The 23,074-nt window shown below is 46.6% G+C and carries 23 protein-coding genes; 18 read left to right on the plus strand and 5 right to left on the minus strand.

Annotation, left to right across the window (positions count from 1 at the left end):
• Positions 1 to 122: 122 nt before the first annotated feature.
• From gspC to ACMCM8_RS16085, 12 genes are all read left to right on the plus strand, one after another.
• Positions 123 to 1,046 carry a type II secretion system protein GspC gene (gene gspC / locus ACMCM8_RS16030; RefSeq protein WP_412723586.1) on the plus strand — a complete coding sequence of 308 codons (924 nt, stop codon included), beginning with the start codon at positions 123 to 125 and terminating at the stop codon, positions 1,044 to 1,046.
• A 103-nt stretch (positions 1,047 to 1,149) separates the two neighbouring features.
• The gene (gene gspD / locus ACMCM8_RS16035) at positions 1,150 to 3,195 is read left to right on the plus strand and encodes a type II secretion system secretin GspD (protein ID WP_412723587.1); all 2,046 of its coding nucleotides are present in this window, start codon (positions 1,150 to 1,152) and stop codon (positions 3,193 to 3,195) included.
• A 1-nt stretch (position 3,196) separates the two neighbouring features.
• Entirely contained in the window at positions 3,197 to 4,759 is a 1,563-nt protein-coding gene (gspE, locus tag ACMCM8_RS16040; protein WP_412723588.1) for a type II secretion system ATPase GspE, read from the plus strand.
• A gap of 3 nt (positions 4,760 to 4,762) precedes the next feature.
• On the plus strand, positions 4,763 to 5,989 hold the full coding sequence (gene gspF / locus ACMCM8_RS16045; protein ID WP_412723589.1) for a type II secretion system inner membrane protein GspF: 1,227 nt from the start codon (positions 4,763 to 4,765) through the stop codon (positions 5,987 to 5,989).
• Positions 5,989 to 6,426: a type II secretion system major pseudopilin GspG gene (gspG, locus tag ACMCM8_RS16050; protein ID WP_412723590.1), complete on the plus strand. Its 438-nt coding sequence runs from the start codon at positions 5,989 to 5,991 to the stop codon at positions 6,424 to 6,426. The genes gspF and gspG overlap by 1 nt, the downstream gene beginning before the upstream one ends.
• Positions 6,427 to 6,432: 6 nt before the next feature.
• Complete coding sequence (gene gspH, locus ACMCM8_RS16055; RefSeq protein ID WP_412723591.1) at positions 6,433 to 7,062, plus strand: type II secretion system minor pseudopilin GspH; 630 nt, start codon at positions 6,433 to 6,435, stop codon at positions 7,060 to 7,062.
• Entirely contained in the window at positions 7,059 to 7,457 is a 399-nt protein-coding gene (gene gspI, locus ACMCM8_RS16060; protein WP_412723592.1) for a type II secretion system minor pseudopilin GspI, read from the plus strand. Before gspH ends, gspI begins: the two co-directional genes overlap by 4 nt.
• Positions 7,458 to 7,466: 9 nt before the next feature.
• Positions 7,467 to 8,099 carry a type II secretion system minor pseudopilin GspJ gene (gene gspJ, locus ACMCM8_RS16065; protein ID WP_412723593.1) on the plus strand — a complete coding sequence of 211 codons (633 nt, stop codon included), beginning with the start codon at positions 7,467 to 7,469 and terminating at the stop codon, positions 8,097 to 8,099.
• Positions 8,099 to 9,112 carry a type II secretion system minor pseudopilin GspK gene (gspK, locus tag ACMCM8_RS16070; protein ID WP_412723594.1) on the plus strand — a complete coding sequence of 338 codons (1,014 nt, stop codon included), beginning with the start codon at positions 8,099 to 8,101 and terminating at the stop codon, positions 9,110 to 9,112. Before gspJ ends, gspK begins: the two co-directional genes overlap by 1 nt.
• Entirely contained in the window at positions 9,112 to 10,311 is a 1,200-nt protein-coding gene (gene gspL, locus ACMCM8_RS16075; RefSeq protein ID WP_412723595.1) for a type II secretion system protein GspL, read from the plus strand. The genes gspK and gspL overlap by 1 nt, the downstream gene beginning before the upstream one ends.
• Positions 10,308 to 10,787 carry a type II secretion system protein GspM gene (gene gspM / locus ACMCM8_RS16080; RefSeq protein WP_412723596.1) on the plus strand — a complete coding sequence of 160 codons (480 nt, stop codon included), beginning with the start codon at positions 10,308 to 10,310 and terminating at the stop codon, positions 10,785 to 10,787. Before gspL ends, gspM begins: the two co-directional genes overlap by 4 nt.
• The gene (locus tag ACMCM8_RS16085) at positions 10,784 to 11,539 is read left to right on the plus strand and encodes a type II secretion system protein N (RefSeq protein ID WP_412723597.1); all 756 of its coding nucleotides are present in this window, start codon (positions 10,784 to 10,786) and stop codon (positions 11,537 to 11,539) included. Before gspM ends, ACMCM8_RS16085 begins: the two co-directional genes overlap by 4 nt.
• A gap of 75 nt (positions 11,540 to 11,614) precedes the next feature.
• On the opposite strand, the gene ACMCM8_RS16090 is transcribed toward ACMCM8_RS16085, so the two are convergent.
• The 3 genes from ACMCM8_RS16090 to yrfG all read right to left on the minus strand — a co-directional run bounded on the left by ACMCM8_RS16090 (position 11,615) and on the right by yrfG (position 14,471).
• Positions 11,615 to 13,003 (minus strand): NAD-dependent succinate-semialdehyde dehydrogenase, encoded by a 1,389-nt coding sequence (locus ACMCM8_RS16090; RefSeq protein WP_412723598.1) that lies wholly within the window; start codon positions 13,001 to 13,003, stop codon positions 11,615 to 11,617.
• Between the two features lie 193 nt (positions 13,004 to 13,196).
• Positions 13,197 to 13,742, minus strand: coding sequence for an inosine/xanthosine triphosphatase (yjjX, locus tag ACMCM8_RS16095; RefSeq protein ID WP_412723599.1), 546 nt, complete (start codon positions 13,740 to 13,742; stop codon positions 13,197 to 13,199).
• A 30-nt stretch (positions 13,743 to 13,772) separates the two neighbouring features.
• Positions 13,773 to 14,471 carry a GMP/IMP nucleotidase gene (gene yrfG, locus ACMCM8_RS16100; RefSeq protein WP_412723600.1) on the minus strand — a complete coding sequence of 233 codons (699 nt, stop codon included), beginning with the start codon at positions 14,469 to 14,471 and terminating at the stop codon, positions 13,773 to 13,775.
• Between the two features lie 140 nt (positions 14,472 to 14,611).
• On the opposite strand from yrfG, the gene nudE reads away from it, so the two are divergent.
• From nudE to ACMCM8_RS16125, 5 genes are all read left to right on the plus strand, one after another.
• Complete coding sequence (gene nudE, locus ACMCM8_RS16105) at positions 14,612 to 15,175, plus strand: ADP compounds hydrolase NudE (protein WP_412723601.1); 564 nt, start codon at positions 14,612 to 14,614, stop codon at positions 15,173 to 15,175.
• A gap of 3 nt (positions 15,176 to 15,178) precedes the next feature.
• Positions 15,179 to 16,024 (plus strand): 3'(2'),5'-bisphosphate nucleotidase CysQ, encoded by an 846-nt coding sequence (gene cysQ / locus ACMCM8_RS16110; protein WP_412723602.1) that lies wholly within the window; start codon positions 15,179 to 15,181, stop codon positions 16,022 to 16,024.
• Positions 16,025 to 16,150: 126 nt separating this feature from the next.
• On the plus strand, positions 16,151 to 16,735 hold the full coding sequence (locus ACMCM8_RS16115) for a YceI family protein (protein WP_412723603.1): 585 nt from the start codon (positions 16,151 to 16,153) through the stop codon (positions 16,733 to 16,735).
• An 84-nt stretch (positions 16,736 to 16,819) separates the two neighbouring features.
• Entirely contained in the window at positions 16,820 to 17,320 is a 501-nt protein-coding gene (locus ACMCM8_RS16120) for a transposase (RefSeq protein ID WP_412723604.1), read from the plus strand.
• The gene (locus ACMCM8_RS16125) at positions 17,317 to 18,162 is read left to right on the plus strand and encodes an IS3 family transposase (RefSeq protein ID WP_412727760.1); all 846 of its coding nucleotides are present in this window, start codon (positions 17,317 to 17,319) and stop codon (positions 18,160 to 18,162) included. The genes ACMCM8_RS16120 and ACMCM8_RS16125 overlap by 4 nt, the downstream gene beginning before the upstream one ends.
• A 70-nt stretch (positions 18,163 to 18,232) precedes the next feature.
• Here the strand turns inward: ACMCM8_RS16125 and mdoH are convergent, their stop codons facing one another.
• Both mdoH and ACMCM8_RS16135 read right to left on the minus strand, forming a co-directional pair.
• Entirely contained in the window at positions 18,233 to 20,185 is a 1,953-nt protein-coding gene (mdoH, locus tag ACMCM8_RS16130) for a glucans biosynthesis glucosyltransferase MdoH (protein WP_412727762.1), read from the minus strand.
• Between the two features lie 28 nt (positions 20,186 to 20,213).
• On the minus strand, positions 20,214 to 21,827 hold the full coding sequence (locus tag ACMCM8_RS16135) for a glucan biosynthesis protein (RefSeq protein ID WP_412723605.1): 1,614 nt from the start codon (positions 21,825 to 21,827) through the stop codon (positions 20,214 to 20,216).
• 615 nt (positions 21,828 to 22,442) lie between these two features.
• Between ACMCM8_RS16135 and ACMCM8_RS16140 the strand changes: the two genes are divergently transcribed.
• Positions 22,443 to 22,994 (plus strand): outer membrane beta-barrel protein, encoded by a 552-nt coding sequence (locus ACMCM8_RS16140; RefSeq protein WP_412723606.1) that lies wholly within the window; start codon positions 22,443 to 22,445, stop codon positions 22,992 to 22,994.
• The last annotated feature ends 80 nt before the right edge of the window (positions 22,995 to 23,074 follow it).

Genomic DNA, 23,074 nt, shown 5'->3' on the forward strand with positions numbered 1-23,074 from the left:
ATTTCGTAATGGTGAGGCTTTAGTGTTGTGACCCCCACCTTTACTAGGCTATTATGGGTTCGCTAAAGCGCGGTTTACCAAAAATTTACTTTATTATAAAAAGCAGTACCATCAGTGGCAGCATGACATTCAATAATACCAATCCACATTCTCTGGTTGTTTATGTGAACCAGCATCAAAAACAGCTTCACACTTTTGTGGTGGTTCTGCTTAGCCTGTATTTAATTGCCTTTACTGCCAAACTGTTTTGGCGAATTATACCTGAACCAGAGTTATCTGCGACACCTGCGACCACGCGAGCGCCAATGGTTTCTTCACCTTCCAGCCAAAGTGGGGTCGACATTCGCAAAATACAACAGTTGAATTTGTTCGGAGACGCCGCCGCAATTCCTAAAGGCGCGCCTGTTAGCGACGTTACAGATGCCCCTGAAACTAGCCTAAATCTCACTCTTACAGGCGTTGTAGCAAGTTCACAACAAAATGCGGGCACCGCTATTATTGAACACCGCGGCAGCCAAGCGGTTTATGGGTTGGGTGAAAAAATTGAAGGGACCAATGCTACCCTACAGAAAGTCTATGCCGATCGCGTCATTATACGCAATGGCGTGCGCGACGAAACGCTCATGCTCGATGGCATAGATTATGAAGAAGCGAATCGCAGACGTGAACAACAAGCCCGTCAACGCCCGCAGCCCACTGACCAAGATGATAGTGATAACCGAGCGCTGAGTGAGGAAGCATTAGAAGCAACCGCAGCCCTGCGCGAGCGCCCGGCCAATTTTACTGACTTTATTTCTATTTCTCCGAAAACGGAAGAAGGTCTCTTAATAGGATATCAAGTCAGTCCGGGGCAAAAGCCCGAATTATTTAAGTCAGCAGGTTTACAAGCTGGTGATGTCATTACCCAAATTAACGGACTTGACCTCACTGACATGCAGCAATCGCAAGAAGCCTTATCAGAATTACGCAACGCGCAAACGATAGAATTAACCATTATTCGAGATGGCAGTTTGACTACGCTATACCTGGATTTACCTGAATCATAAAACGACCACATCATCAAAGCACTTTTATTACAGGTAGGTAAGCTTGAAACAGCATAGTGAACAACCAGACCATCGTCCCAGTTAGGAAATGAAGGAAGTTAGAATGAAAAGGCGTACTGGCCAACAATTATTATCTCGTTTGAGTACTGCGGTGTGCACAGCACTCCTGTGTTTCTCAGTTACGGCTGCAGAGTACATGCCTAACTTCAAAGACACTGACATCAACGAATTCATTAATATTGTGGGCAAGAATTTGTCCCGTACTATTATTGTTGATCCTAACGTGCGCGGTAAAATCAGTGTGCGTAGCTACGACATGCTCAACGAAGACCAATATTACCAGTTTTTCCTAAACGTCTTACAAGTCTACGACTACGCTGTGGTAGAAATGCCAAGCGGGATCCTAAAAGTGGTGCGCTCTAAGGACGCAAAAACCTCCAACATTCCAGTTGTTGAAGGTGCAAATCGCGATGGCGATCAAATGATCACTCGCGTTGTACCTGTTTACAACGTGCCGGTTAGAGAGTTAGCGCCCATACTGCGCCAACTTAACGATCAGGCAGGGGGCGGCAACGTGGTCAGTCATGATCCATCAAACGTTATGATGTTGACCGGCCGCGCAGCCGTGGTAAACCGTTTAGTGGAAATTATTGAGCGAGTTGACCGTGCGGGTGACGAGGAAGTCGAGATCGTTAAACTGCGTTATGCATCAGCGTCAGAAATGGTGCGAATTATAGAGAGCATTAACAAATCACAGGGCAAAGCCAATACCGGTGCAAAGTCTGAGCCTCGCGTGGTCGCTGACGATCGCACTAACTCGGTTATAGTCAGCGGTGATATAAAAGCACGTCAAAGGCTCATCAACTTAATCCAGCGCATGGATCAAGAATTAGAAACTAATGGCAATACCCGGGTTCTTTTCCTTAATTACGCCAAAGCGGAAGACTTAGTTAAAGTACTTCAGGGAGTGTCAGCCAGCATTCAGGCAGAAGAGCAAGGCAGCAGTGCCACTGCGCGCCGTGCTGGCTCTAGCAGAGACATCAGTATTGATGCGCACGAAGACTCCAACGCGATTGTGATCACGGCCGAGCCTGACATGATGCGCTCTTTAGAAGAAGTGGTAAGGCAACTGGATATACGTCGCGCCCAAGTGCAGGTTGAAGCGATTATTGTTGAAGTGTTTGAAGGCGATGGTACAACCTTAGGTGTGCAGTGGGTGTCTGAAAGTGGTGGCGGCACGCAGTTTAGTAATGGAGTCATTCCTGTGGGCTCGCTAGGCGTCGCATTAAAACAAGCAGAATCAACATCAGAAACCGAAACCTATGTGTCTGATGACGGCTCGCCTTACACCGTAACCAACACGAGTGATGGCGATTACACTGCGCTGGCTAGTTTGCTCGGTGGCGCTAACGGGCTTATTGCCGGTGTAATTGAAAACGGGTGGGGCGCTGTTGTACAAGCGGTAAGTAATGACACGAATTCAAATATTCTTGCTACGCCTCATTTGACCACCATGGACAATGAAGAAGCGTTTTTCATCGTAGGTCAGGAAGTACCTATAATCACAGGTACTACTACGGGTTCGAACAACTCTAACCCCTTCCAAACCGTCGACCGCCAGGAAGTGGGTATTAAGTTAAAAGTCACGCCGCAAATTAATGAGGGCAATGCCGTTCAGCTTCTTATTGAACAAGAAGTCTCTAGTGTCAGTGGTGCCACGTCCGTTGATATTTCCATTAACAAACGGGAAATTAAAACCACGGTTATTGTGGATGACGGCGGCACTATCGTTTTAGGCGGGCTGATTGACGAAGATGTTCAGGAAAGTGTGTCAAAAGTCCCGTTGTTGGGTGATATCCCCGTACTGGGTCATTTGTTCAAAACCACCTCAACCAGTAAGCGCAAGCGCAACTTGATGGTGTTTTTAAAACCCACCATTGTTCGCGATGCTGCAACCATGAACTCTATCAGCCACCGCAAATACAATTACATGCGTGCGCTACAGCTAAAACGACAGCAGGAAGGCGTGTCGTTGATGCCGCAAACCGATACTCCCAGTATGCCACAGTGGGATGATGCCCTTGCGCTGCCTCCTTCGTTTGAGGAATACCTCAGCGAAAAAGAAAAACAGAAAGAAGGTAACGACTAAAATGGTTGGGCAGGATGAACAACTCTCCCAGGCCATGGAAGCGCAGGAGCAGGCGTTAGACGCGATGGGTGAAAACGAACTCCCCGAGCAGGACGCAGGCCCCGCGCAGCTGTCGTTTAGTTTTGCTAAACGCAATCAGGTGATACTTGAAACCAACACAACACCGGCTGTTTTGTATTTTACTCAAAACACCCCATTTGATGTGTTTGCTGAAGTACGTCGGTTTTATGGTGAGCCCTTTACGCCTAAAATCATTCCATCAGATGAATTTGAAAGCCTGTTAACCAGTGCGTTTCAACGAGACAGCTCTGCGGCTAAACAGTTAATGGAAGATTTAGGCAATGAAAGTGACTTGTTTGCCTTGGCTGAAGATCTCCCCGACACAGAAGATTTGCTAGACAGTGAAGACGACGCGCCCATTATTAAACTCATCAATGCCATGTTGGGTGAAGCAATTAAAGAAGGGGCGTCAGATATCCACATTGAGACCTTTGAAAATCAGTTGGTGGTACGTTTTCGTGTAGACGGCGTATTACGTGAGATTTTGCGCCCAAACCGCAAATTGTCGTCTATGCTGGTGTCCCGAATTAAGGTTATGGCTAAATTGGATATCGCCGAGAAGCGGGTCCCCCAAGATGGACGAATCACCTTGCGTATTGCCGGTCGCGCGGTAGATGTTCGGGTATCCACTATGCCTTCAAGTCATGGTGAACGAGTGGTTTTGCGACTGTTAGACAAGAACAATGCACGTCTGAATCTGGAAGATTTAGGCATGACGCAGCAAAACCGCGGGCATTTCTCCACCTTAATTAGAAAACCCCACGGTATTATTTTGGTCACGGGCCCCACGGGCTCTGGTAAAAGTACGACCTTGTATGCCGGTTTAACCGAAATCAATTCACGGGATCGCAATATTCTTACCGTTGAAGATCCTATTGAATTTGACTTACCCGGTATTGGGCAAACTCAGGTTAACCCTCGGGTAGATATGACCTTCGCCAGAGGACTTCGAGCCATCTTACGTCAAGACCCTGACGTGGTAATGGTGGGTGAAATTCGCGATATTGAAACCGCACAAATTGCGGTTCAGGCCAGTTTAACAGGTCACTTGGTACTGTCTACGCTACACACCAATACTGCAGCAGGTGCCATCACTCGTCTGGAAGACATGGGTATAGAGCCTTTTTTACTGTCATCCAGTCTACTGGCGGTTTTGTCTCAACGTCTGGTAAGAACCTTGTGCCCAGACTGCAAACAACCTCACACACCCGATCCTTCCGAGTTGGACATTCTGGGCCCATCTGCCACGCCCGACACGGTGATTTATTCTCCCAAGGGCTGCGCAGCATGTAATCAAACGGGATACCGCGGAAGAACCGGTATTCACGAGCTGCTTTTAGTGGATGAAAAAGTACGTGAAATGATGCATGAAGGCGCAGGCGAACAAGCAATAGAACGCTATATCAGGCAAACCACCCCGAGCATTAGAGAAGACGGTTGCCGTAAGGTACTTAAAGGCGTCACGTCACTTGAAGAAGTCCTTCGCGTCACGAGGGAAGATTAATTCATGGCGGCGTTCGCATATAAGGCAGTCAATGCCCGGGGTAAAAACAGTAGTGGGGTGCTTGAGGGCGACAACGCGCGTCAAATACGTCAACAACTGCGTGAAAAAGGCCTTATTCCTTTAGAAGTTGAGCAAGTGGCAGAACGCACCCAGTCACAAGGCAAAGGGCTCTCATTTTCGCTGTTTAAGCCACGTGTTTCCGCTTCAGATTTAGCCCTTTTAACCCGCCAGCTAGCCACGCTTATTGAAGCTGCTCTACCGGTAGAAGAAGCACTGCTCGCCGTGGCAGAACAGTGTGAAAAGCCCCGTCAGAAAAACATGATGATGGCGGTGCGCAGCAAGGTGGTCGAAGGACATGGCCTGGCTGATGCGCTGGCCGAATTTCCCAGTGTGTTTGATGAACTCTATCGCGCCATGGTTGCTGCAGGGGAAAAATCAGGTCATTTGGATACCGTGCTTAACCGTCTGGCGGACTATACCGAACGCCGCCAACAAACCCGCAGTCAAATTACGCAAGCCATGGTTTACCCCTCGTTGATGATGTTCTTTGCGCTTGGCATTGTCCTGTTACTCCTCACTGTTGTGGTACCTGAAATTGTCGGTCAATTTGATCATATGGGGCAGGATTTACCGACCATCACTCAGTTACTTATCGCTATCAGTGATTGGCTACGCCAATATGGCCTGTTTTTGCTCATGGCGCTGTGCGTATTAATGGTTGTCGTGAATCGCATTTTGCAACAAAAACACATGCAGTTGCGCTATCACAGGGTGCTCTTAACTTTGCCACTGATAGGCAAAGTGTCACGGGGTCTCAATACAGCTCGCTTCGCTAGAACCTTAAGTATTTTAAGTGCCAGTGCAGTGCCCCTACTTGAAGCCATGCGCATTTCATCAGATGTGTTGGAAAATCGTTACATTAAACAGCAGGTGGCTGAGGCTGCAATTAATGTAAAAGAGGGGAGTAGCTTACGCGCGGCTTTAGATAAGACAAATATGTTCCCACCTATGATGATGCACATGATAGCGTCAGGTGAAAAATCGGGGGAACTTCAACAGATGTTAGCACGAGCAGCAGATAATCAAGACAGGGAATTCGAAGCGCTTATTGGTGTCTCACTTAAGGTATTTGAACCCTTACTCATTGTGTCGATGGCAGGAATTGTTCTGTTTATCGTCATGGCAATATTGCAGCCAATTTTAGCATTGAACAATATGGTGAATGTATAATGAAAACGTTAAATCGCAGTTCTGGATTCAGTTTAATCGAAGTCATGGTAGTGCTTCTTATCATAGGTATTATGGCCTCGATGGTGGCACCACAGATTTTAGGCAATCGGGAAGAAGCGCAACTTAAGAAAGCTGCAGTAGATATTCAGCAAATCGAAAGTGCCCTTGAAATGTACAAGCTGCGCAACAACCGCTTTCCGACAACTGAGCAAGGTCTTCAGTCTCTTGTGACAGCGCCTACTATTGACCCCATTCCCCGCAACTACCCTGAAGGTGGTTTCATCAAACGCTTGCCTGAAGATCCATGGGGTCATCCGTACACGCTAATTAGTCCGGGAGAACTGGGCGTTATCGATATTTTTTCAAACGGCCCCGATGAAGAGCCAGGCACCGAGGATGACATTGGTAACTGGAACATTAACGAATACCTAGACTAGTTTTGTATGCGACGTAGCAGCAGCTTTACCCCTATTTCCACTGGCTTCACTTTATTAGAGGTGATGCTAGTGCTGCTCTTAATGGGTTTAGCAGCAGGCTATGTCACGTTTAATGCATTTGGCGCCAGTCAATCCGACTTGTTGAAAAACCAGGCTAAACGCTTACAGGTTATTGTGGATATGGCCAGTGATTACGCTGTGTTAAATCAACAACAACTGGGTCTTCGCATTGAACAGGATAAAAACGAATATTACTTTGTCTTTCTCAATGAAGACGAGGACGAATGGCAGCGTATAGAAGGTGAAAAAATGTATTCAAGCTACACCTTACCTTCGCCTTTTACGCTGAGCCTCAACTTAGATGACCTGCCTTGGGACAATGAAGACCAGTTATTTGATAGAGAGCTCTTTGATGAAGAGCTCTCGGTCTCGCAGGATGGTGTAGAAATAGGAAACGAAGAGGACAAAAAGTTACCTCCCCCTCAGATTCTTATCCTATCGAGCGGAGAAGTTACGCCTTTTACTCTGTCATTTAACTATGAAGGTACGCAAGGGGATACGCCTGCCTACTTCAGCTTACAAAATCAGGATATGCCGCCCCTTTCCCTTGAAGGCCCCATGGAGCGTCCCTTGTGAAATTAACCCATCGCGCTCGTTCACAACAACATGGTCTAACCCTACTTGAAGTTATGGTCGCGCTATTAATTTTTGCACTCACTGGCAGCGCCATTTTAAAAGCCGCTGGCGAGCACTTGTCCAGTGTTGGTCAAATAGAGGCAGTCACGTTTGCCAACTGGGTGGCCAGCAATCGGCTCAATCAGTTACAGCTAGACAATACCTGGCCGCCAAAAAACAATCTAAAAGGCACCATGGAAATGGCGGATCGCACCTGGTATTGGCAGCAATCTGTAAGCAAAACCACTGATGCTGACTTGCGTTCTGTAACCATTTCAGTAGGTGACGATCAAAGTTATAACCACTTTGTCAGTTCCGTCACTACATACGTCGCCAAGCCGACCTCAGGGAGCTAGCACCATCCTATGCAGCGCGGCTTCACGTTAATTGAAATTCTTATTGCCATGGCCATATTTACCTTAATTGGCCTCGCGTCTACGGCTTTGCTTACCACGGTTATAGACAGTAATGGTATCTCCGAAGAGCGTTTTAACAAATTGCAATTACTGCAACGTGCTATGGTGACCATTGAACGCGACGTTCAACAAGCCATCGTACGTCCGGTTCGGGTCAACGGAGAGAAAAGCAATGTGGTGATGGCTGGGGGCGAAGTCGATGGCAGCGATGGCGATGGCATCGGCTTTGTGCGAGGCGGATGGCACAACCCACAATTTATGTTACCCCGCAGCACACTTCAATATGTAGCGTACCGCTTAAGAGACAACAAACTCGAGCGTCTCTACAGCAATTACGTAGATAATGTGATTGGCTTTGAACCCAAAACACGCGTATTACTTGAGGGTATAGAAAGTTTTAACGTGGAATTCATCGCCAGTAATGCCACATCATCTGACACGACAAATCGCGCAGAGGATGAACGCAAATGGAGTGAAAGCTATCAAAATGATGCACTACCACGGGCGGTCGCGTTTGAAATAGTCAGCCGTGATTTCGGTAAAATTCGTAGAGAATTCACATTGACGGTGGGGAATAACTAATGGCGCTGCCCCCACACTCCTTCAGTAGCGCTGCCCGTCCCGCCAAGCAACAGGGCGTGGCGTTAATCATCGTATTAATGATTGTAGCGCTGGTTACCATACTCGCCACCGAGATGGGCACCCGCCTGCAATTACAAGTCCAGCGCACCATGAATATAAAGGACAACAATCAAGCATACTGGTATGCCGTGGGTGCCGAGGCATTCGCACGCAAATCCATTAATACCTTGGTTGAGGCTTCGCCGGATGTCATCTCACTCGATCAACCCTGGGCACAAGAATTTACCTACCCTCTTGAAAACGGGGGGCTGACTGCGCATCTTGACGATTTACAAGCGTGTTTTAATTTAAACGCCATCACCGCAGGTAATGGGAATGGTAGCACCAATAACACAGAAGCCATGGATGCTTTTCACACCATGTTGCTTGCAATGAATGTTGATAGCTTAGATACCTATACGGCCAACACCTTGCGCGACAGTTTAGCCGACTGGGTGGATACAGATGACAATATGCGGCCTTTCGGCGCCGAAGATAGCGAGTACGAATCGCGAGAATTTCCTTACCTCGCCGCGAACGGCCCGCTGGCATCTATAAGTGAATTGCGTATTATAAACGGTATGACAGCAGAGCTGCTCAAAGCACTTATTCCGTTAGTCTGTGTAATACCAGGTAATAATGATCTTGTGGTCAATATCAACACCCTAGCCGAAGAAGATGCCCCTTTACTTGCGGGACTGACGGGACTGGACGTACAGCAGGCGTCCAGCATAATCGCTAGCCGCCCACAAGGGGGATGGGACGATAAAAGTGTCTTTTTATCAGACCCTGCAATTATCGCACTTAATTTGCCCAGCACGAGACAGGACTGGTTTGACGTTAAAACTGAGTATTTTATTTTGCATACAAAAACACAGTACAACAAAGCAACATTTAAGCTTTCCACCGTGTTTCACGTCAGCGCTGATAAGGGCGTCAGTATCGTGAATCGCGAGTTTGGGGGAACCTATTGATGGAACAATTATTGGTGCGATTGGGTGCCAACTACGAAGATCCGATCAGCTGGCTGGTGTACTCCCAAGCTGAATCAGACATTATTGCGTCTGGGGAGCTTCCCCATGCAGGTGCGCTTTCCACGTTAACAGAACGAGCCGGGCATCGGGCAGTTATTGCGCTCGCATCCAGTAGTGAGATCTTGCTTAAATGGGTGACGTTACCGCCTAAGGCTGGCAGAAAGGTACTTTCTGCCATTCCCTTCATGTTGGAAGATGAATTAGCTACCGACATCAGCCGCCAATTTTTTGCTATGGGACCCAGACTGGGTGATGAGCAAGCCGTTGCCATTGTAGAGCATCAAAAAATGCAACAGTGGCAACAATGGTTAAGCGATGCAGGCCTGTTTTGTAATACGATTATCCCGGATGTATTAGCGGTACCTGTCACTGACCAAGGTTGGTCTATCCTGGCATTAGGTGATCAACTACTGGTGCGTCAAGACACCTTTAAAGGGGTGCAAGGCGAACAAGACTGGCTACTACCCACACTGGCGCATTTTACTGCACAACAGGACTCGGTGATTACCATCACCAATTATGCGGGTATTGATTTAAGCTTACTGACCAATGTAGAGGAAACGCAAGCGCCATTGGAATTGCCTATGCTAGTGCTGGCAAAAGAAGCCATGCGTAGCACCTTCAATTTGTGTCAGGGCGAGTATAAGGTAAAACAAAAGCGCAGCGGCCTACTTGCTCAATGGCGCGTAGCCGCCATATTAGCCATACTTGCCTTATGCACAAGCTTGATCGACAAGACTGTCTCGCTCTATCATTTACAGCAAAAAAATGAGCGCCTTAATACCGAAATCACACAAGCAGTACAAACTGGCTTTCCGAATATCGGTACCTACCGCAACGTGCGCCTTAAAGTGCAAAGCGAATTGGCCAAACTAGAGCAAGGGGGCTCTCATGCTTCCATGCTTATTATGTTAGATCAGCTCGCCCCTGCCTTTTCTGTATCAGACGTAAAGCCCCAAACACTGCGCTTTGATGCCACCCGCACGGAAATCAGAATACAGGCGCTGGGTAAAAACTTTGAAGCCCTGGAACAATTTAAACGCACTGCAGAAAACGCGGGCTTCGCGGTAGAGCAAGGCGCCATTAATAATCGCGATAACGGTGTTATAGGTACGGTATCTATCAGGAGTACGTCATGAACAGTTTGATTGAAAGATACAAAGCCTTGACCGATCGCGAGCAAAAGCTGGTCGCATTATCCGCCTTGGTTATGGTTATCGCGCTGTTTTACTTCGTCATCTGGTCACCGCTTAATAGTGCCCTTGACAAGCAAACCCGTCTGTTAGACAACCAACAGTCCTTGTTAGTATGGGTAAAAGACAGTGCAGCACGCGCGCAGCAGCTTCGTCGCAATGCATCAGGTAGTCGCGCCTTTTCAGGCTCACTGCCTCAGGCGGTGAGCCGTACCACCAACCAACACAATATCGCCATTTCACGCTTACAGCCCCAAGGTGATGAATTGCAGGTATGGATAGATCAGGCTCCATTTAACAATGTGCTTGAATGGCTAAAGGCCATGGAAAGTATGGGTGTGGTTATACTGCAGGCTGATATCGCAGAAGCAGATGACGAAGGCTACATTAAAATTCGCCGTCTACAGTTAGGAAAAGCATGAAGTTAAAGATATCGTGGATTTTAGGTGCGGTCATTGCGTTTATCGTGTTTGCCGTGGTGTATATGCCCGCTATACAGGTAGTAGGTAGAGTTAACCTACCCAAGAACATTGCCTTTTCTAGTGTCGAGGGGACCTTATTTCAAGGAAGCGCCCAAACCGTCATCGTCAATGGCTTACCTATCAATAATGTAAAGTGGCAGCTCAACCCGTTTTATATGCTGATTGGAAAACTTCACTTGGAGTTAAAAGCAGGTAACCTTCGCGACAAAAATGAAATTGCGTTTAACGGACCTATCAGCACGGGGCTATTTGACCAATCTCAGATTAGCACTGAGCAATTTACTGTCTATTTGCCAGTTGACCGAGTGTTGGCCCAAGTGCGTTTACCTCTACCGGTAAATGCCGGAGGTCGTTTTAAAGTCCAATTAGACGAATTACACTTTGGCCCAACGTGCCATGCACTATCGGGTAAAGGAGACTGGCTAAACGCCACCGTGGCCGGTACTCAGGGCCCCATCGATTTTGGTTCTTATTCCGCCAAATTGCGCTGTCAGGGAGACGACATTGCCATTGAGGTCAGCGAGCCTAACTTACTTGGCCTTTCCATGGATGCGGTGGTGGCACCCAATCTTAAAAAGGTTCAGGTAACCGGGAAATTCAAGCCAGATGCAAGCCTGCCTGACGAGGTTCATCAGGCCTCGCGTATATTTGGTAAGCCAGACCAAAGCGGATATATCAGTATTAAATTATAAGGGTAAACTTTCCGCAGGATAACCGAGCCGCGGAAAGTTCGCTTTACTTAAGAGAGTTCACAACAACACTAAACACTATGCCTGAGCGCGTTCGGCCACCATTATTGTTTTCACGTTCACGAATTCGCGCATGCCATAGCCGCCGTGCTCCCTGCCATAACCACTGTCTTTAACACCACCAAAGGGCAAATTGGGCTGTGCCAACGAATAGCCATTGATATTGACCATACCGGTGTCAAACTCATCTTTGGCAAGTGAAATAGCTTTGTCGGTATCGTTACTGAAAATACCGCCACCCAATCCGTAGCGGGAATCATTAGCTACTTCCATCGCCTGCTTGTCATCCCTTGCGCGGATCAGTGAGGCCACAGGGCCGAAAAGCTCGTCATCGTAGGCAGGCATTCCCGGCGCTACGTTTTCCAGCACCGTGACGGGGTAAAAATAACCTTTCGAATCGGGAATTTTACCACCAAGCGACAAGCTCGCACCGGCCTCAACAGATTTCACAACTTGCTCATGCAATTCGTCTCGTAAATCTTTACGCGCCATCGGGCCTAAGGCGGTGTTGTCGTCAGTAGGGTCGCCCACTTTAAGCTTCTTGCATTGCGCTATAAATTTGTCCCTAAATTCTTCATATACACTGTCCACAATGACAAACCGCTTAGCGGCGACACACGTTTCGCCGTTGTTAATCACGCGCCCTTGAATACACATTTCAACTGCGTGGTCGATATCTGCATCAGCTAACACAAGAAATGCGTCATTACTCCCCAATTCCATCACCGTTTTCTTCGACAAACTTGCGGCTTCTTTTGCCACTTGTTTACCTACTTCATCGCTTCCGGTGAACGTCACCCCTCTCACATACTTATGTTTGATTAAGTCACTGGCTGTGCTGCCGTCGATAAGCAACGACTGATAGACATTTTTAGGAAACCCTGCATCTTCATACATCTGCTGAATGGCAACTGCCATACCAAACACATTTTTCGCGTGTTTGAGTACTGTAGTATTACCCGCCATAATATTGGATGCGCTGTAACGAATTACTTGATAGAGAGGAAAGTTCCACGGCTGAATGCCGAGGATGACGCCAATGGGTTGATAAGTAACAATAGCGCGACCACCTTCAAAGATACGATGTTCATCATCAAGGACATCAGCGCCGTGCTCTGCCGTATAGCGACAAATTTCTGCACATAATTGCACTTCTTGTTTACCTTGAACCGTCACTTTACCCATTTCACGCGTCATTAGACTCGCTAAATCATCAATGCGGGCTTCCATTATGTTGGCTAAGTTTCTAAATAGGTCAGCACGAGTTTCAAACGACGTTCTTCGCCAATTTAAAAAAGCCTCTTGTGAGCGTGTAACAGCTTGGTCAGCCTCTTGCGCTGACAGCAAATGATAATGGTCGATCTTCTCGCCCGTAGCAGGGTTATAGGTATTAATGGTCTCACTCATAGTCGCTCTCCTAATTCCATGTGGTTAATAAGGACTGCAACTAAAGCGCCAAGCCTGCTTAATTTAATAATTACTTAAGATTCAAACAGATAAGGTTGATCCAACTCGAACTTGGCTATCTTATAGTGCGAGAGTAGGAAAAGATTACTGGCAATGGTAAAGATTTCAGGGGAAAGCCCCCTGATAGCGTTCTTTAGTCGGTGAAAAGGTCAGGGAAGTGAAATTTGGCCATGGCCAGCGTCAGAGCCACTTCATAGACGCTTTGTCTGGTCGCGTGGTTTAACGTCAACAAGCCTATTGCACCTTCTTTTTGTTTAACGTTGACAGTATCAAATAGCTTGTCCATTACCGCACCAAGCTCTTCCCCTCGCTGCAAAGCCTGATACACACTCACAGGAAGAGGAAGACTCGCACTGCGACTGACCGACCAATGCCCCTCGTGATAAATGGCAACATAAGCAAAAGTCGCCGGGCCGTCCTCAAACACATCAACCCCACCTTCAATTGCCACATACCACGCATCTGCTAATCCACCGTGATGATGTTCCAGCATCGCTTTTATCCGATTAATTGCACCTAGACGGGTCTCGTCTTCGCTCATGGGCTGATCGGCGACACCACTAGGAACAGAAAGCCCCTGAGCATCGAAATCGTGCTCTAAGGTATCACTTAAGGTATTCAGAGCGGCGTTAATTTTTACCGGATTTTTAGAGCCTACATAAATTGTGTCTGAAACCATAGGTTAGCGTCCTTTTGTCATGCCCGTTCGCTACGACGAGCGCGCTGGCGAAGTGATGATGTCTTCAATCATTAAGCGATAATCTGTTACCGCAGGAAACTCTGTAATATTGCGATGGGGGAGCTTACTGTCGGGATTATCTACCGCTAATAAATGTTTAATGCCGAAGGTCTTTGCTGCATTGAGAATAGGGAGGGAATCATCTACAAACAATGTGCGGCTAACATCAAACTTAAGTCTTTCCTGAAGACGCTGCCAGAGTAACTGAGATTCTTTTGTTACGCCAAATTCATGGGTGGAGATTAAGTTATCAATATGCATATCAAGCTTGGTATGCTCCAGCTTCAGTGCCAAACTATTAGGGTGCGCATTGGTTACCAACACCACTTCTCTTCCCGATTCATGCAGCGCTTTTAAGAATGGAATAGTGTCATCGCGCAATTCCAGCAAATGCGCTAATTCACGCTTAAGTGGCATAAACTCGTTTTCTAAATCCATCTCTAAGGACTCAGCCCAGTAATCAAGGCAATACCACTGTATTTGCCCAAACACAGCGTCATAGCGCGCCGTCATTTCAGCCTGGCTTTGCGCTTCTGATATGCCCCGCAATTCAGCGAGTCGCTTGGGTAAATGATGCAGCCAAAACTGATTGTCGTAGTGCAAATCAAGCAATGTACCGTCCATATCCAATAAAACGGTATCAATTTCGTTCCAAGGCAGAAAGGGCAAGCGATTTTCCTTATAATGAAGTAAGCTAGTTGTGAGGATCTTTGCTTTACAGTGCGTTAGCAAAACTGCAAAAACTGATCTGCAAAGGTCAACGCACACCAATTATATGAAAGTATGATAACAAAGTTGTAGCGAGACACATGCCTAAAATTGACCCGAATAAACCGTTACCACATATTCATTCTCGTGAAATCGTCGCCCAAAGCAAACTGTTTCGGGTTGAACGTCTCGATCTTGAGTTTTCTAACGGTGCAACCCGCGAATTTGAACGTATGGCGGGAGGCAATCGCGGCGCGGTAATGATTGTGCCCATGTTAGACGAAAATACCATGGTGCTTATTCGCGAATACGCAGCGGGCACCCACTCATATCAATTGGGTTTTCCTAAAGGCCTAATTGATCCAGGTGAATCGGCCCTGGAAGCAGCGAATAGAGAGTTACAAGAAGAAGCGGGATTTGCCGCAAGCGATCTAATCGAACTCCACAAAGTTAGCATGGCGCCTACGTTCTTTAATTCCAATATGACCATTGTATTGGCCCGTGGCTTGTACCCAAAATCTTTAGAGGGTGACGAGCCTGAACCTTTAGAAGTGATTCACTGGCCTTTGGCCGAGGCTGATGCTTTACTTGCAAGAGAAGACTTTGTTGAAGCGCGCTGTATTGCTGCACTATTTTTAGCTCAAAAGTGGTTTAAGGAACAATAGATAATGCCAGATGACGCCCATGCCGACTTACTTGAAATTGCGAAAAAAATTGCCTTAGAAGCAGGCGAAGCCGTACTTAAGGTGTACGATGAAGGTGAGTTTGATGCTTACCAGAAAGATGATGAATCACCGGTCACCAGCGCTGACTACCTCGCCAACGACATCATCAATAAGCGCTTAAAAGCCGCAACACCTGATATTCCCATTCTGTCAGAAGAAAACAAACACGCCAGTTTAGACGAACGCAAGCATTGGACACGTTATTGGCTCATTGATCCCATTGATGGCACTCAGGAATTTATTGCGCGAAGTGGTGACTTTGCAGTGAACATAGCACTGATTGAAAATAACGAGCCCACTATCGGTGTTATTTTTTGGCCTCCAGGACAATCATTATATTATGCACAGAAAGGCAAAGGCGCCTTTAAATCATCGCCCGATGGTGATCATCAAATCAATGTTCGCAAGCTTGACGACCCTAAAAACAGCGTGGTCATGATTGCCATTAGCCGCCGCCAATCCCGAGACAAAGTACTTAGTCGTATGTGTGCAAAGCGGGTTTACCAAACGTTGCCGTTAGGTAGCTGTTCGCTTAAAGCGTGCTTTATTGCGGAAGGTAAGGCAGATGTATTTATGCGGATTGGTATCACAGGTGAATGGGATACTGGCGCCTCTCAGTGTATCGTGTCAGAGGCCGGAGGAAGCATTGCAGCAGCGAATTTTGAGCCACTTACCTACAACCAACGACACTCTCTTGAGAATCCGGATTTTGTGGTCATGGGTGATCAACGCGTTCCGTGGCAAGACATTGTTCAATATAACGATTTTGTAAACCCGCACCAATATTAGGCGAGTCACATTTATCCGTAGCAATAGGCGTAATCCCACGTATAATGAGGTGGTAATGTCGCACGGCTACATTACCCTGGTAGGCGCACCACCAGACAAGTCCAATATGTTAGAAGGAGTAAACCTATGATGGCGAATCGAATACGTACTATCTCTGCGGCAATGTTTGCCTGTGGACTGACATTTCCAGCGGCGGCTGACTGGACAATAGACGGCGACACCAGCGCTCTGCATTTTCTGTCGACCAAAAATGCACAAGTGACTGAAGTTCACAAGTTCGATAGTTTCGACGGTAGTTTAAGCGATGACGGCAAACTCCGGGTTATCGTAGATCTTTCCTCAGTCAATACCGCTATTGATATTCGCAATACGCGTATGCAGGAAATGCTTTTTAATGTCACTAAATACGCCGAAGCCTCCTTTGAAGCCACATTGCCAGACAGCATGATGAGTTTAAAGAAAGGACAAATTGTTAACGGTAAAGTTGACGGCATTTTAACTCTGCATGGGAAGGCTGTACCGACCAGCTTTGCAGTAAAGGCAAGTAGAGTAAGTGAAGACGTACTTACAGTATCAACCAGTGCACCAACTTTAATTAAAGCCGAATCTTTCGGTTTAGCTAATGGCGTAGCTGCGCTACAAAAAATAGCTGGGTTACAAAGCATCACTACCACTGTGCCAGTCACGTTTTCAGTGACCTTTAATCAATAATAGGCTCAAATTATATTCCAATAAAAAACCGCACTTTGAAGTGACCCCCAATAGTTGGACATTCCAATTACTGGGGGTCTTTTTATGTCTAAACATCATCGAACTCTTAAGCTCAAAGTAGCAGAGTTTGCTTTATCTGAAAGCTCTTTGGCCGCAGGTGACAGATTCAATGTCACAGAACGACAGGTCCGTTACTGGACCGCTGTTTATCGAATTCATGGCGCTGAAAGTTTCAGGTCTGCTCACAAACCTTATTCTCAAGCATTTAAAATAGAAGTGTTGAAAATAATGGCAGCTAACAACTGGTCACTCGGGTATACCAGTGCTTTCTTCGATTTATCGTCCCCCGGGATTCTATTTCAATGGCAAAAGCTATATGCTCGCGACGGCATCTCAGGTCTGAAACCAAAGAAAAAAGGAAAACCCCACGTGAAAAACGACTCTTCTACGCCCAAACCATCATCTGAAATGACGGAAAAAGAACTCAGAGAAGAGTTGGACTATTTACGTGCTGAGAATGCTGTTCTAAAAAAGTTGGAAGCCTTGGCTCAAGCCAGAAAGAAAAAAGCAAAGACAAAACGATAGTCGTCGAAGAGCTCAAGGCCATTTATAGCTTACAAAATCTATTGAAAATCACAGGACTACCGAAGAGTGTTTATTACTATCATCGTAATACGCTGGAACGGTTGTGTCCCGATACTGGTTTATGCGCCAAAATACATAATATTTATCATAAACATAAAGGGCGATATGGCTATCGTAGAATTACCTCAGCCCTGAGAACGATGGGGCTTGTGATTAATCACAAGCGCGTACAACGCTTGATGAACGAGCTTGGTTTAAAGTCAAAGGTCAGAGCCAAACGTTATAAGTCCTACAAAGGAGAAGTCGGCAGAATCGCAGACAATACGCTCAATCGGGAATTTACGGCGGAGAAGCCTAATCAAAAATGGGTGACCGATGTGACAGAGTTTAAGATTAAAGACCAGAAAGTTTATCTGTCACCGATAATTGACCTGTTTAATCAGGAAGTTGTCAGTTATGAGGTACGAACCTCAGTTACATTACCATTGGTCACCGATATGCTTAAAGCCGCGACAAGTAAGCTAAAACGAGATGAAAAACCACTTATCCACTCGGATCAGGGTTGGCAGTATCAGAATAAACAGTACCAAAATCACCTTCGGGAAAACGGGTTACGTCAAAGTATGTCGAGGAAAGGAAACTGTTTAGACAATGCCGTTGCGGAGAACTTCTTCGGCATCTTAAAAACGGAGATGTATCACAACGACACGTTCAAAGACGCTGACGAACTCATTGAAAACATAAAAGAATACATCGACTATTACAACAACGAGCGCATAAAGCTGAAACTAAAAGGCCTGAGTCCGATACAATATCGAAATCAGGCCTTGGCAGCCGCTTAGAAATGAGTCCAACTTTATGGGGTCACTTCACTTTTAACGTGCGGTTTTTTTCATCTCAGATTGGTTAAACCTAATGGTTTGACACTAGTACAGGTCGCATTGGTAATGGCCGTTGGTTTAACGCTTGTTCAGGCATCGTCAACCACAAGCTATCGGGTAGTACGGGTATCTTAGCCGGATGTTGCGAGATAGCAAAGTACGCCATTGCCACACGAAGGCGCTTGAGTGCCGTACATTCCTCAAGCTCTTGATCGATAACAAATACCCTCCGTTTGCGCATTGCAACACCCAATTTATCGCTACTTGAAAGACGAATGATCGGCGCTGCCAGTACCATGCCTACTAGCACCGGTAGCAACCACATAAAAAGAGATGGGGTAAAGTGAAACGTTGTCACTCCCCAAATTACTGCCATGCAACTCATAATTTGGGTGTGTTTGAATGCAGTTTTCCAAGGTACTTTACGCCCCTCTCGTTCCTGCGCTTCCCACTTCACAGAATGACCAATCAACACACTTATCACAAAATAACTGTGAAAGAACATCATCAAAGGCGCAATAAGTACTGCCATGATAAGTTCAACTATTGCGCCTTTAAGTAGGGACCAAGCACCACCAAATTCTGCTCTGCGTTTTATCAGTGCCAATGCAATACCTAAGAGCTTAGGTAGAAACAACAACGCAGCCGTGCCCCACATGGTCACCATCATCATGTCTTGGCGAGCAATTTGCCAACTGGGAAAGAGTTGGTACTCGGAGACAAAGAACTCAGGCACTGATGTGGCGCGTATCAACGCATCTGCGGTGCCTAGCGCTAACATACAAAACAACACTAGCGATGAAATATACGCAAAGGCGCCAAACAAAAAGTGTAATCGATTTGGGGTTTTCAGTCCTTTTACATTCAGTAATCCAAGATGCTGGATATTGCCCTGCACCCAGCGTCTGTCGCGAATGGCATAGTCAACAATGTTGCTGGGCACCTCTTCGTAACTACCAGTGGTATCAGTTAGCAAATAAGCCTGCCAGCCCGCCCGGCGCAGCAATGCCGCTTCAACAAAATCGTGACTAAGTATTTCACCGCCAAAGGGCGCTCGTCCCTCCAACGTTGGTAAACCACAATGCTGCATAAAAGGAGCAATACGGATAATGGCATTGTGCCCCCAATAGTTGGCGCTATCGGTTTGCCAAAATGATAGCCCTGTCGCTAACATCGGGCTATAAAGGTGGGCGGCAAACTGTACGAAGCGGCCAAAAAAGGTGTTTTGACGAACCGGCATAGGAATGGTTTGGACCAAGGCCGTATCTGGGTTCTGCTCAATGCGACGCGCCAAGTCCTGCATGCGCTCACCACTCATTACACTGTCGGCATCTAGCACTATCATAGACTCATAGTGGCCGCCCCACCGTTCACAGAACTCTTTAAGATTGCCCACTTTGCGATGTAGGTTTTGCTCTCGACGACGATAAAAGACCTTAGACGAAAAGTGACCCAGACGTTTCTTGAGTCGCGTAAACGCTCTTAACTCACTGTCAGCCTTTTCACTGTCACGGGTATCGCTAAGCATGTAGAAATCAAACTTCGCAGCGTTTTGTGTGCTCATTAACTCTCTGATACAGGCTTCAAAACCCACCATGATCCGACGTGTATCTTCGTTGTAAACCGGCATTACCACTGCGTGACGCTGGGAAAGTGGCTTGTTGTGATCAGGCGTTGATTGCTTGCGGCGCAAACTTAAGGGGTCGATATCGAAAAGCTGAAGTACAAAGCCAATGACACCGGTCCAAAAAGCCATACACAGCCAGGCAAACAGCGTCAGACCAAGACCTAACTGAGCGATTTCTAACGTCGTCAGGCCATTCGGTAAAAAAATCTGATAAAGGCTCCATCCGGCGAGTGCCGTACTGGGGATCACCAGCATTGCCATAATAAATAAACGCATGCGCTCTCCTTTGATGACCGGTATAGACGCGGTCTTATTTCGCTCATGTGATATACAAGTGGAGTTATTTGTCTCACACATTGCTGAATGTGGTTTTGAGGTTGATGAGTTAGTTAGCTTGATAGACATAATTCCATACCTCACTTACGCGCTCACCGTTGTGTTCAATGTAGGCCCGCATATCCACTGCTTTCTTCTCTTTTGGCTTAACATCAAAGGTGACACGCCACTCTTTAGCGCCAGCCACAGGATATAAGCGCGGATGAGAAATCACGCCGTTTATGCCTTCCACTACCACTTTCATCGAATCGCCATCAAACGACATTTCAGCAGGTGCGCTAAAGTCAATATTGAACTGTCGGGTGCTAGCTGACATTTCTCCCTTGGCGTCGTCGCCAGGCAAGACTGTCTTCCCCTGACGAGTGCGCACCACGGTAGCAAGCTCACTGACGAATGGGTGCTGCTCAACGGTTTTTAATTGGTAGGCGTAATATCTGGATTCTCCAGCCTTAAACGGTTTCTCAGGGGTCCAAAAGGCGACAATATTGTCGTGTACCTCTGATTTCGTTGGGATCTCCACCACTTCCAGCCGGCCTTTTTCAAAGCCAACCGAAGGTGTTACCCATAGGCCGGGACGCAAATGATAATTTGCTTCGGCATCAAGATAGTGATCCCACTGACCGTCGCGCTGAAGCATGCCAAACCCTTTGGGTTGTTCGTCGCTAAGCGAGGTTACCTGTAGCCGAGTAGGATTAGTCAGTGGTCGCCATATCTCTTCATCGGTATGGGTCACCATTAATATACCGTCACTGTCATGGACCTCTGGACGAAAATCATCATAGTGCTTTTGGCTATTCTCGCCGTATAAAAACATGCTCGTAAAAGGAGCTATACCCAGTTTTTCAACATCTTCACGAGCAAATAACCAACTCTCAACTTCCATTGTGGTGTCTTCACCGGGATGCACGACGAACTTGTATGCGCCAGCCACTGAAGGACTCTCTAATCTGGCATAAATAATTATTGGGCTTGTAGCACCAGGGGTAGGTTCAATGAGCCAAAACTCTGTAAAGTGTGGAAACTCCTCACCTTTAGTTAATGCGGTATCCACTGCCAAGCCCCGTGCAGATATACCGTAAACCTGATTTTTACCCACTAAACGAAAATAAGACGCGCCGAGAAACACAGCAAATTCATCTTTGTATTGCTTGTTTTTTATGGGGTAATGCACTCTAAAACCCGCATAACCGGTTTTAGTGTCAGTCAGTCCCTTTAGGGAGGCTGCAGCGCCATCATAACGAAACATATCACTGTTAAAAGGCAGACGCTGTGGCTGGTTAGTTTCATCGATAGTGTGAATAGTCACTGGATAGTCATAGAGAAAACCAGGGTGAAAAAATTGCACTTCGTAATTATTTTCACCGCGCCACAAACTCGCATCAGGTTTGAATCGAATATCTCGATAAGTGGCGTAATCTAATGATTTCAGTTTGCTGTCCAGGTCGTGATCGTTTTGCCGATAATCTTCTTCAGCCGATGCGCGGGCAGCATCAATGATCGACTGCAGGACGGGTGACGCCTTATGCGGCTGATTACTGACATTCACCTCTTCAGCCCATACCTGCGTAATAAATGCAAAAGACATGATGCTTGCTACTGCAATCCAGGTCTGCGACATCGCTTTTTTGCTAAATCGCTCAGTAAATAAAAAAGGCTTTGCCATTTGTCCTCTCCTTAAGAAAACAGGGGTTATCGAAGGAAGTTAGCTGGTGACGTATGAACAGCCACAAGAAAGTTTAGAAAAGCGGGTTGTTCGGCCTAGAAGCGCTCTCTTCCTCCCTAGGGCACGCTGGCTTCGCAAAGGCGCGACACGTCCCTTTTAATGCACTGCGATTCGATAACGGGGTCTAGTAGGGCCTATTCGGTGACCCGCTAGATACATTTCACTCAGTTCTTCGTCGGCAATTTTTCTTCAGCAAAAGCTATTCCAACTCGCCAACGTCCGCCAGAATCAGCATTTATTTGTTATTTTTCATATGGTTAAGCTTTCTAAAAAGACAAAACATAGCGCATTCACATACAGTAAAAATTTCTGAGTACTGCGTTAAAAAGTAAAGTGTTGGTTTTTAGAGACAGATTTGATGACGAGCAGGCAAAAATAGGCTGTAGACCCATGCAAAGGCGATACACTTTCACACCCGAGCGCCACATTAAAATGAGAATTAATCTTTATTATTCATACAGATAAAATCATTCCATTTAATTTAAAAGGAGTTGATTACGCATCTGGCAAAGGCTTTGCAAAACGCATGTCTCAGTGAAAAATAAGGAGTATTACATGGGTAAAACAATCACACTACTTGCGGCACTGACTGCGACTACTCTGCCTCTTTCTGCCATGGCAGATAAGCCAGATTGGCGTTACATAGAAGGTGGCTACACAAAAATGGATTTCGATGGAAATGAATCCTTTGAGCCTGATGGACTGACCGTCAACGGTAAGTATCTGCTTAATCAAAACTGGTATCTCAATGGTGAGTACAGCTTTTTTGAAGAAGGTAACTTTGACTTTGATATGTTGACGGTTGGAGCGGGTTATCGCCTTCCTGTGAACGCCACAACTGACGCGTATTTTGGCGCAAATTTAGAGCGCGTGGATGGCGATATTGAAGACGAAACAGGCTATAGCATCAACGCTGGTCTTCGTACTATGTTGACCGAGCAAATTGAGCTGGCAGGTGAAGTGGGGTATTACGATGTCGATGACGGTGAGGCCACTTTTAAAATTGGCGCTAATTATTACATCACCCCACAATGGGCAGTGGGTGCCAACTACAAGGTCATTGATGAATTAGACATCATGCAAGTCACCGCCCGTTACGCGTTTTAAACCTTCCTCTCCTCAGGTAGGTAAGCCGGGTTGCTCGACCCGGCTTTTTTCGTTTGAAGTACACAATAAGCCTTTGGAGG

The organism is Alteromonas sp. D210916BOD_24, from assembly GCF_047159385.1.
Lineage (GTDB): Bacteria > Pseudomonadota > Gammaproteobacteria > Enterobacterales > Alteromonadaceae > Alteromonas.

Excerpts from the sequence above, each read along its gene's own strand:
- gspC (WP_412723586.1), top strand. The coding sequence starts at position 123 with ATGACATTCAATAATACCAATCCACATTCTCTGGTTGTTTATGTGAAC.
- gspD (WP_412723587.1), top strand. The coding sequence starts at position 1,150 with ATGAAAAGGCGTACTGGCCAACAATTATTATCTCGTTTGAGTACTGCG.
- gspE (WP_412723588.1), top strand. The coding sequence starts at position 3,197 with ATGGTTGGGCAGGATGAACAACTCTCCCAGGCCATGGAAGCGCAGGAG.
- gspF (WP_412723589.1), top strand. The coding sequence starts at position 4,763 with ATGGCGGCGTTCGCATATAAGGCAGTCAATGCCCGGGGTAAAAACAGT.
- gspG (WP_412723590.1), top strand. The coding sequence starts at position 5,989 with ATGAAAACGTTAAATCGCAGTTCTGGATTCAGTTTAATCGAAGTCATG.
- gspH (WP_412723591.1), top strand. The coding sequence starts at position 6,433 with ATGCGACGTAGCAGCAGCTTTACCCCTATTTCCACTGGCTTCACTTTA.
- gspJ (WP_412723593.1), top strand. The coding sequence starts at position 7,467 with ATGCAGCGCGGCTTCACGTTAATTGAAATTCTTATTGCCATGGCCATA.
- gspK (WP_412723594.1), top strand. The coding sequence starts at position 8,099 with ATGGCGCTGCCCCCACACTCCTTCAGTAGCGCTGCCCGTCCCGCCAAG.
- gspL (WP_412723595.1), top strand. The coding sequence starts at position 9,112 with ATGGAACAATTATTGGTGCGATTGGGTGCCAACTACGAAGATCCGATC.
- gspM (WP_412723596.1), top strand. The coding sequence starts at position 10,308 with ATGAACAGTTTGATTGAAAGATACAAAGCCTTGACCGATCGCGAGCAA.
- ACMCM8_RS16085 (WP_412723597.1), top strand. The coding sequence starts at position 10,784 with ATGAAGTTAAAGATATCGTGGATTTTAGGTGCGGTCATTGCGTTTATC.
- ACMCM8_RS16090 (WP_412723598.1), bottom strand. The coding sequence starts at position 13,003 with ATGAGTGAGACCATTAATACCTATAACCCTGCTACGGGCGAGAAGATC.
- yjjX (WP_412723599.1), bottom strand. The coding sequence starts at position 13,742 with ATGGTTTCAGACACAATTTATGTAGGCTCTAAAAATCCGGTAAAAATT.
- nudE (WP_412723601.1), top strand. The coding sequence starts at position 14,612 with ATGCCTAAAATTGACCCGAATAAACCGTTACCACATATTCATTCTCGT.
- cysQ (WP_412723602.1), top strand. The coding sequence starts at position 15,179 with ATGCCAGATGACGCCCATGCCGACTTACTTGAAATTGCGAAAAAAATT.
- ACMCM8_RS16115 (WP_412723603.1), top strand. The coding sequence starts at position 16,151 with ATGATGGCGAATCGAATACGTACTATCTCTGCGGCAATGTTTGCCTGT.
- ACMCM8_RS16120 (WP_412723604.1), top strand. The coding sequence starts at position 16,820 with ATGTCTAAACATCATCGAACTCTTAAGCTCAAAGTAGCAGAGTTTGCT.
- mdoH (WP_412727762.1), bottom strand. The coding sequence starts at position 20,185 with ATGTGTGAGACAAATAACTCCACTTGTATATCACATGAGCGAAATAAG.
- ACMCM8_RS16135 (WP_412723605.1), bottom strand. The coding sequence starts at position 21,827 with ATGGCAAAGCCTTTTTTATTTACTGAGCGATTTAGCAAAAAAGCGATG.
- ACMCM8_RS16140 (WP_412723606.1), top strand. The coding sequence starts at position 22,443 with ATGGGTAAAACAATCACACTACTTGCGGCACTGACTGCGACTACTCTG.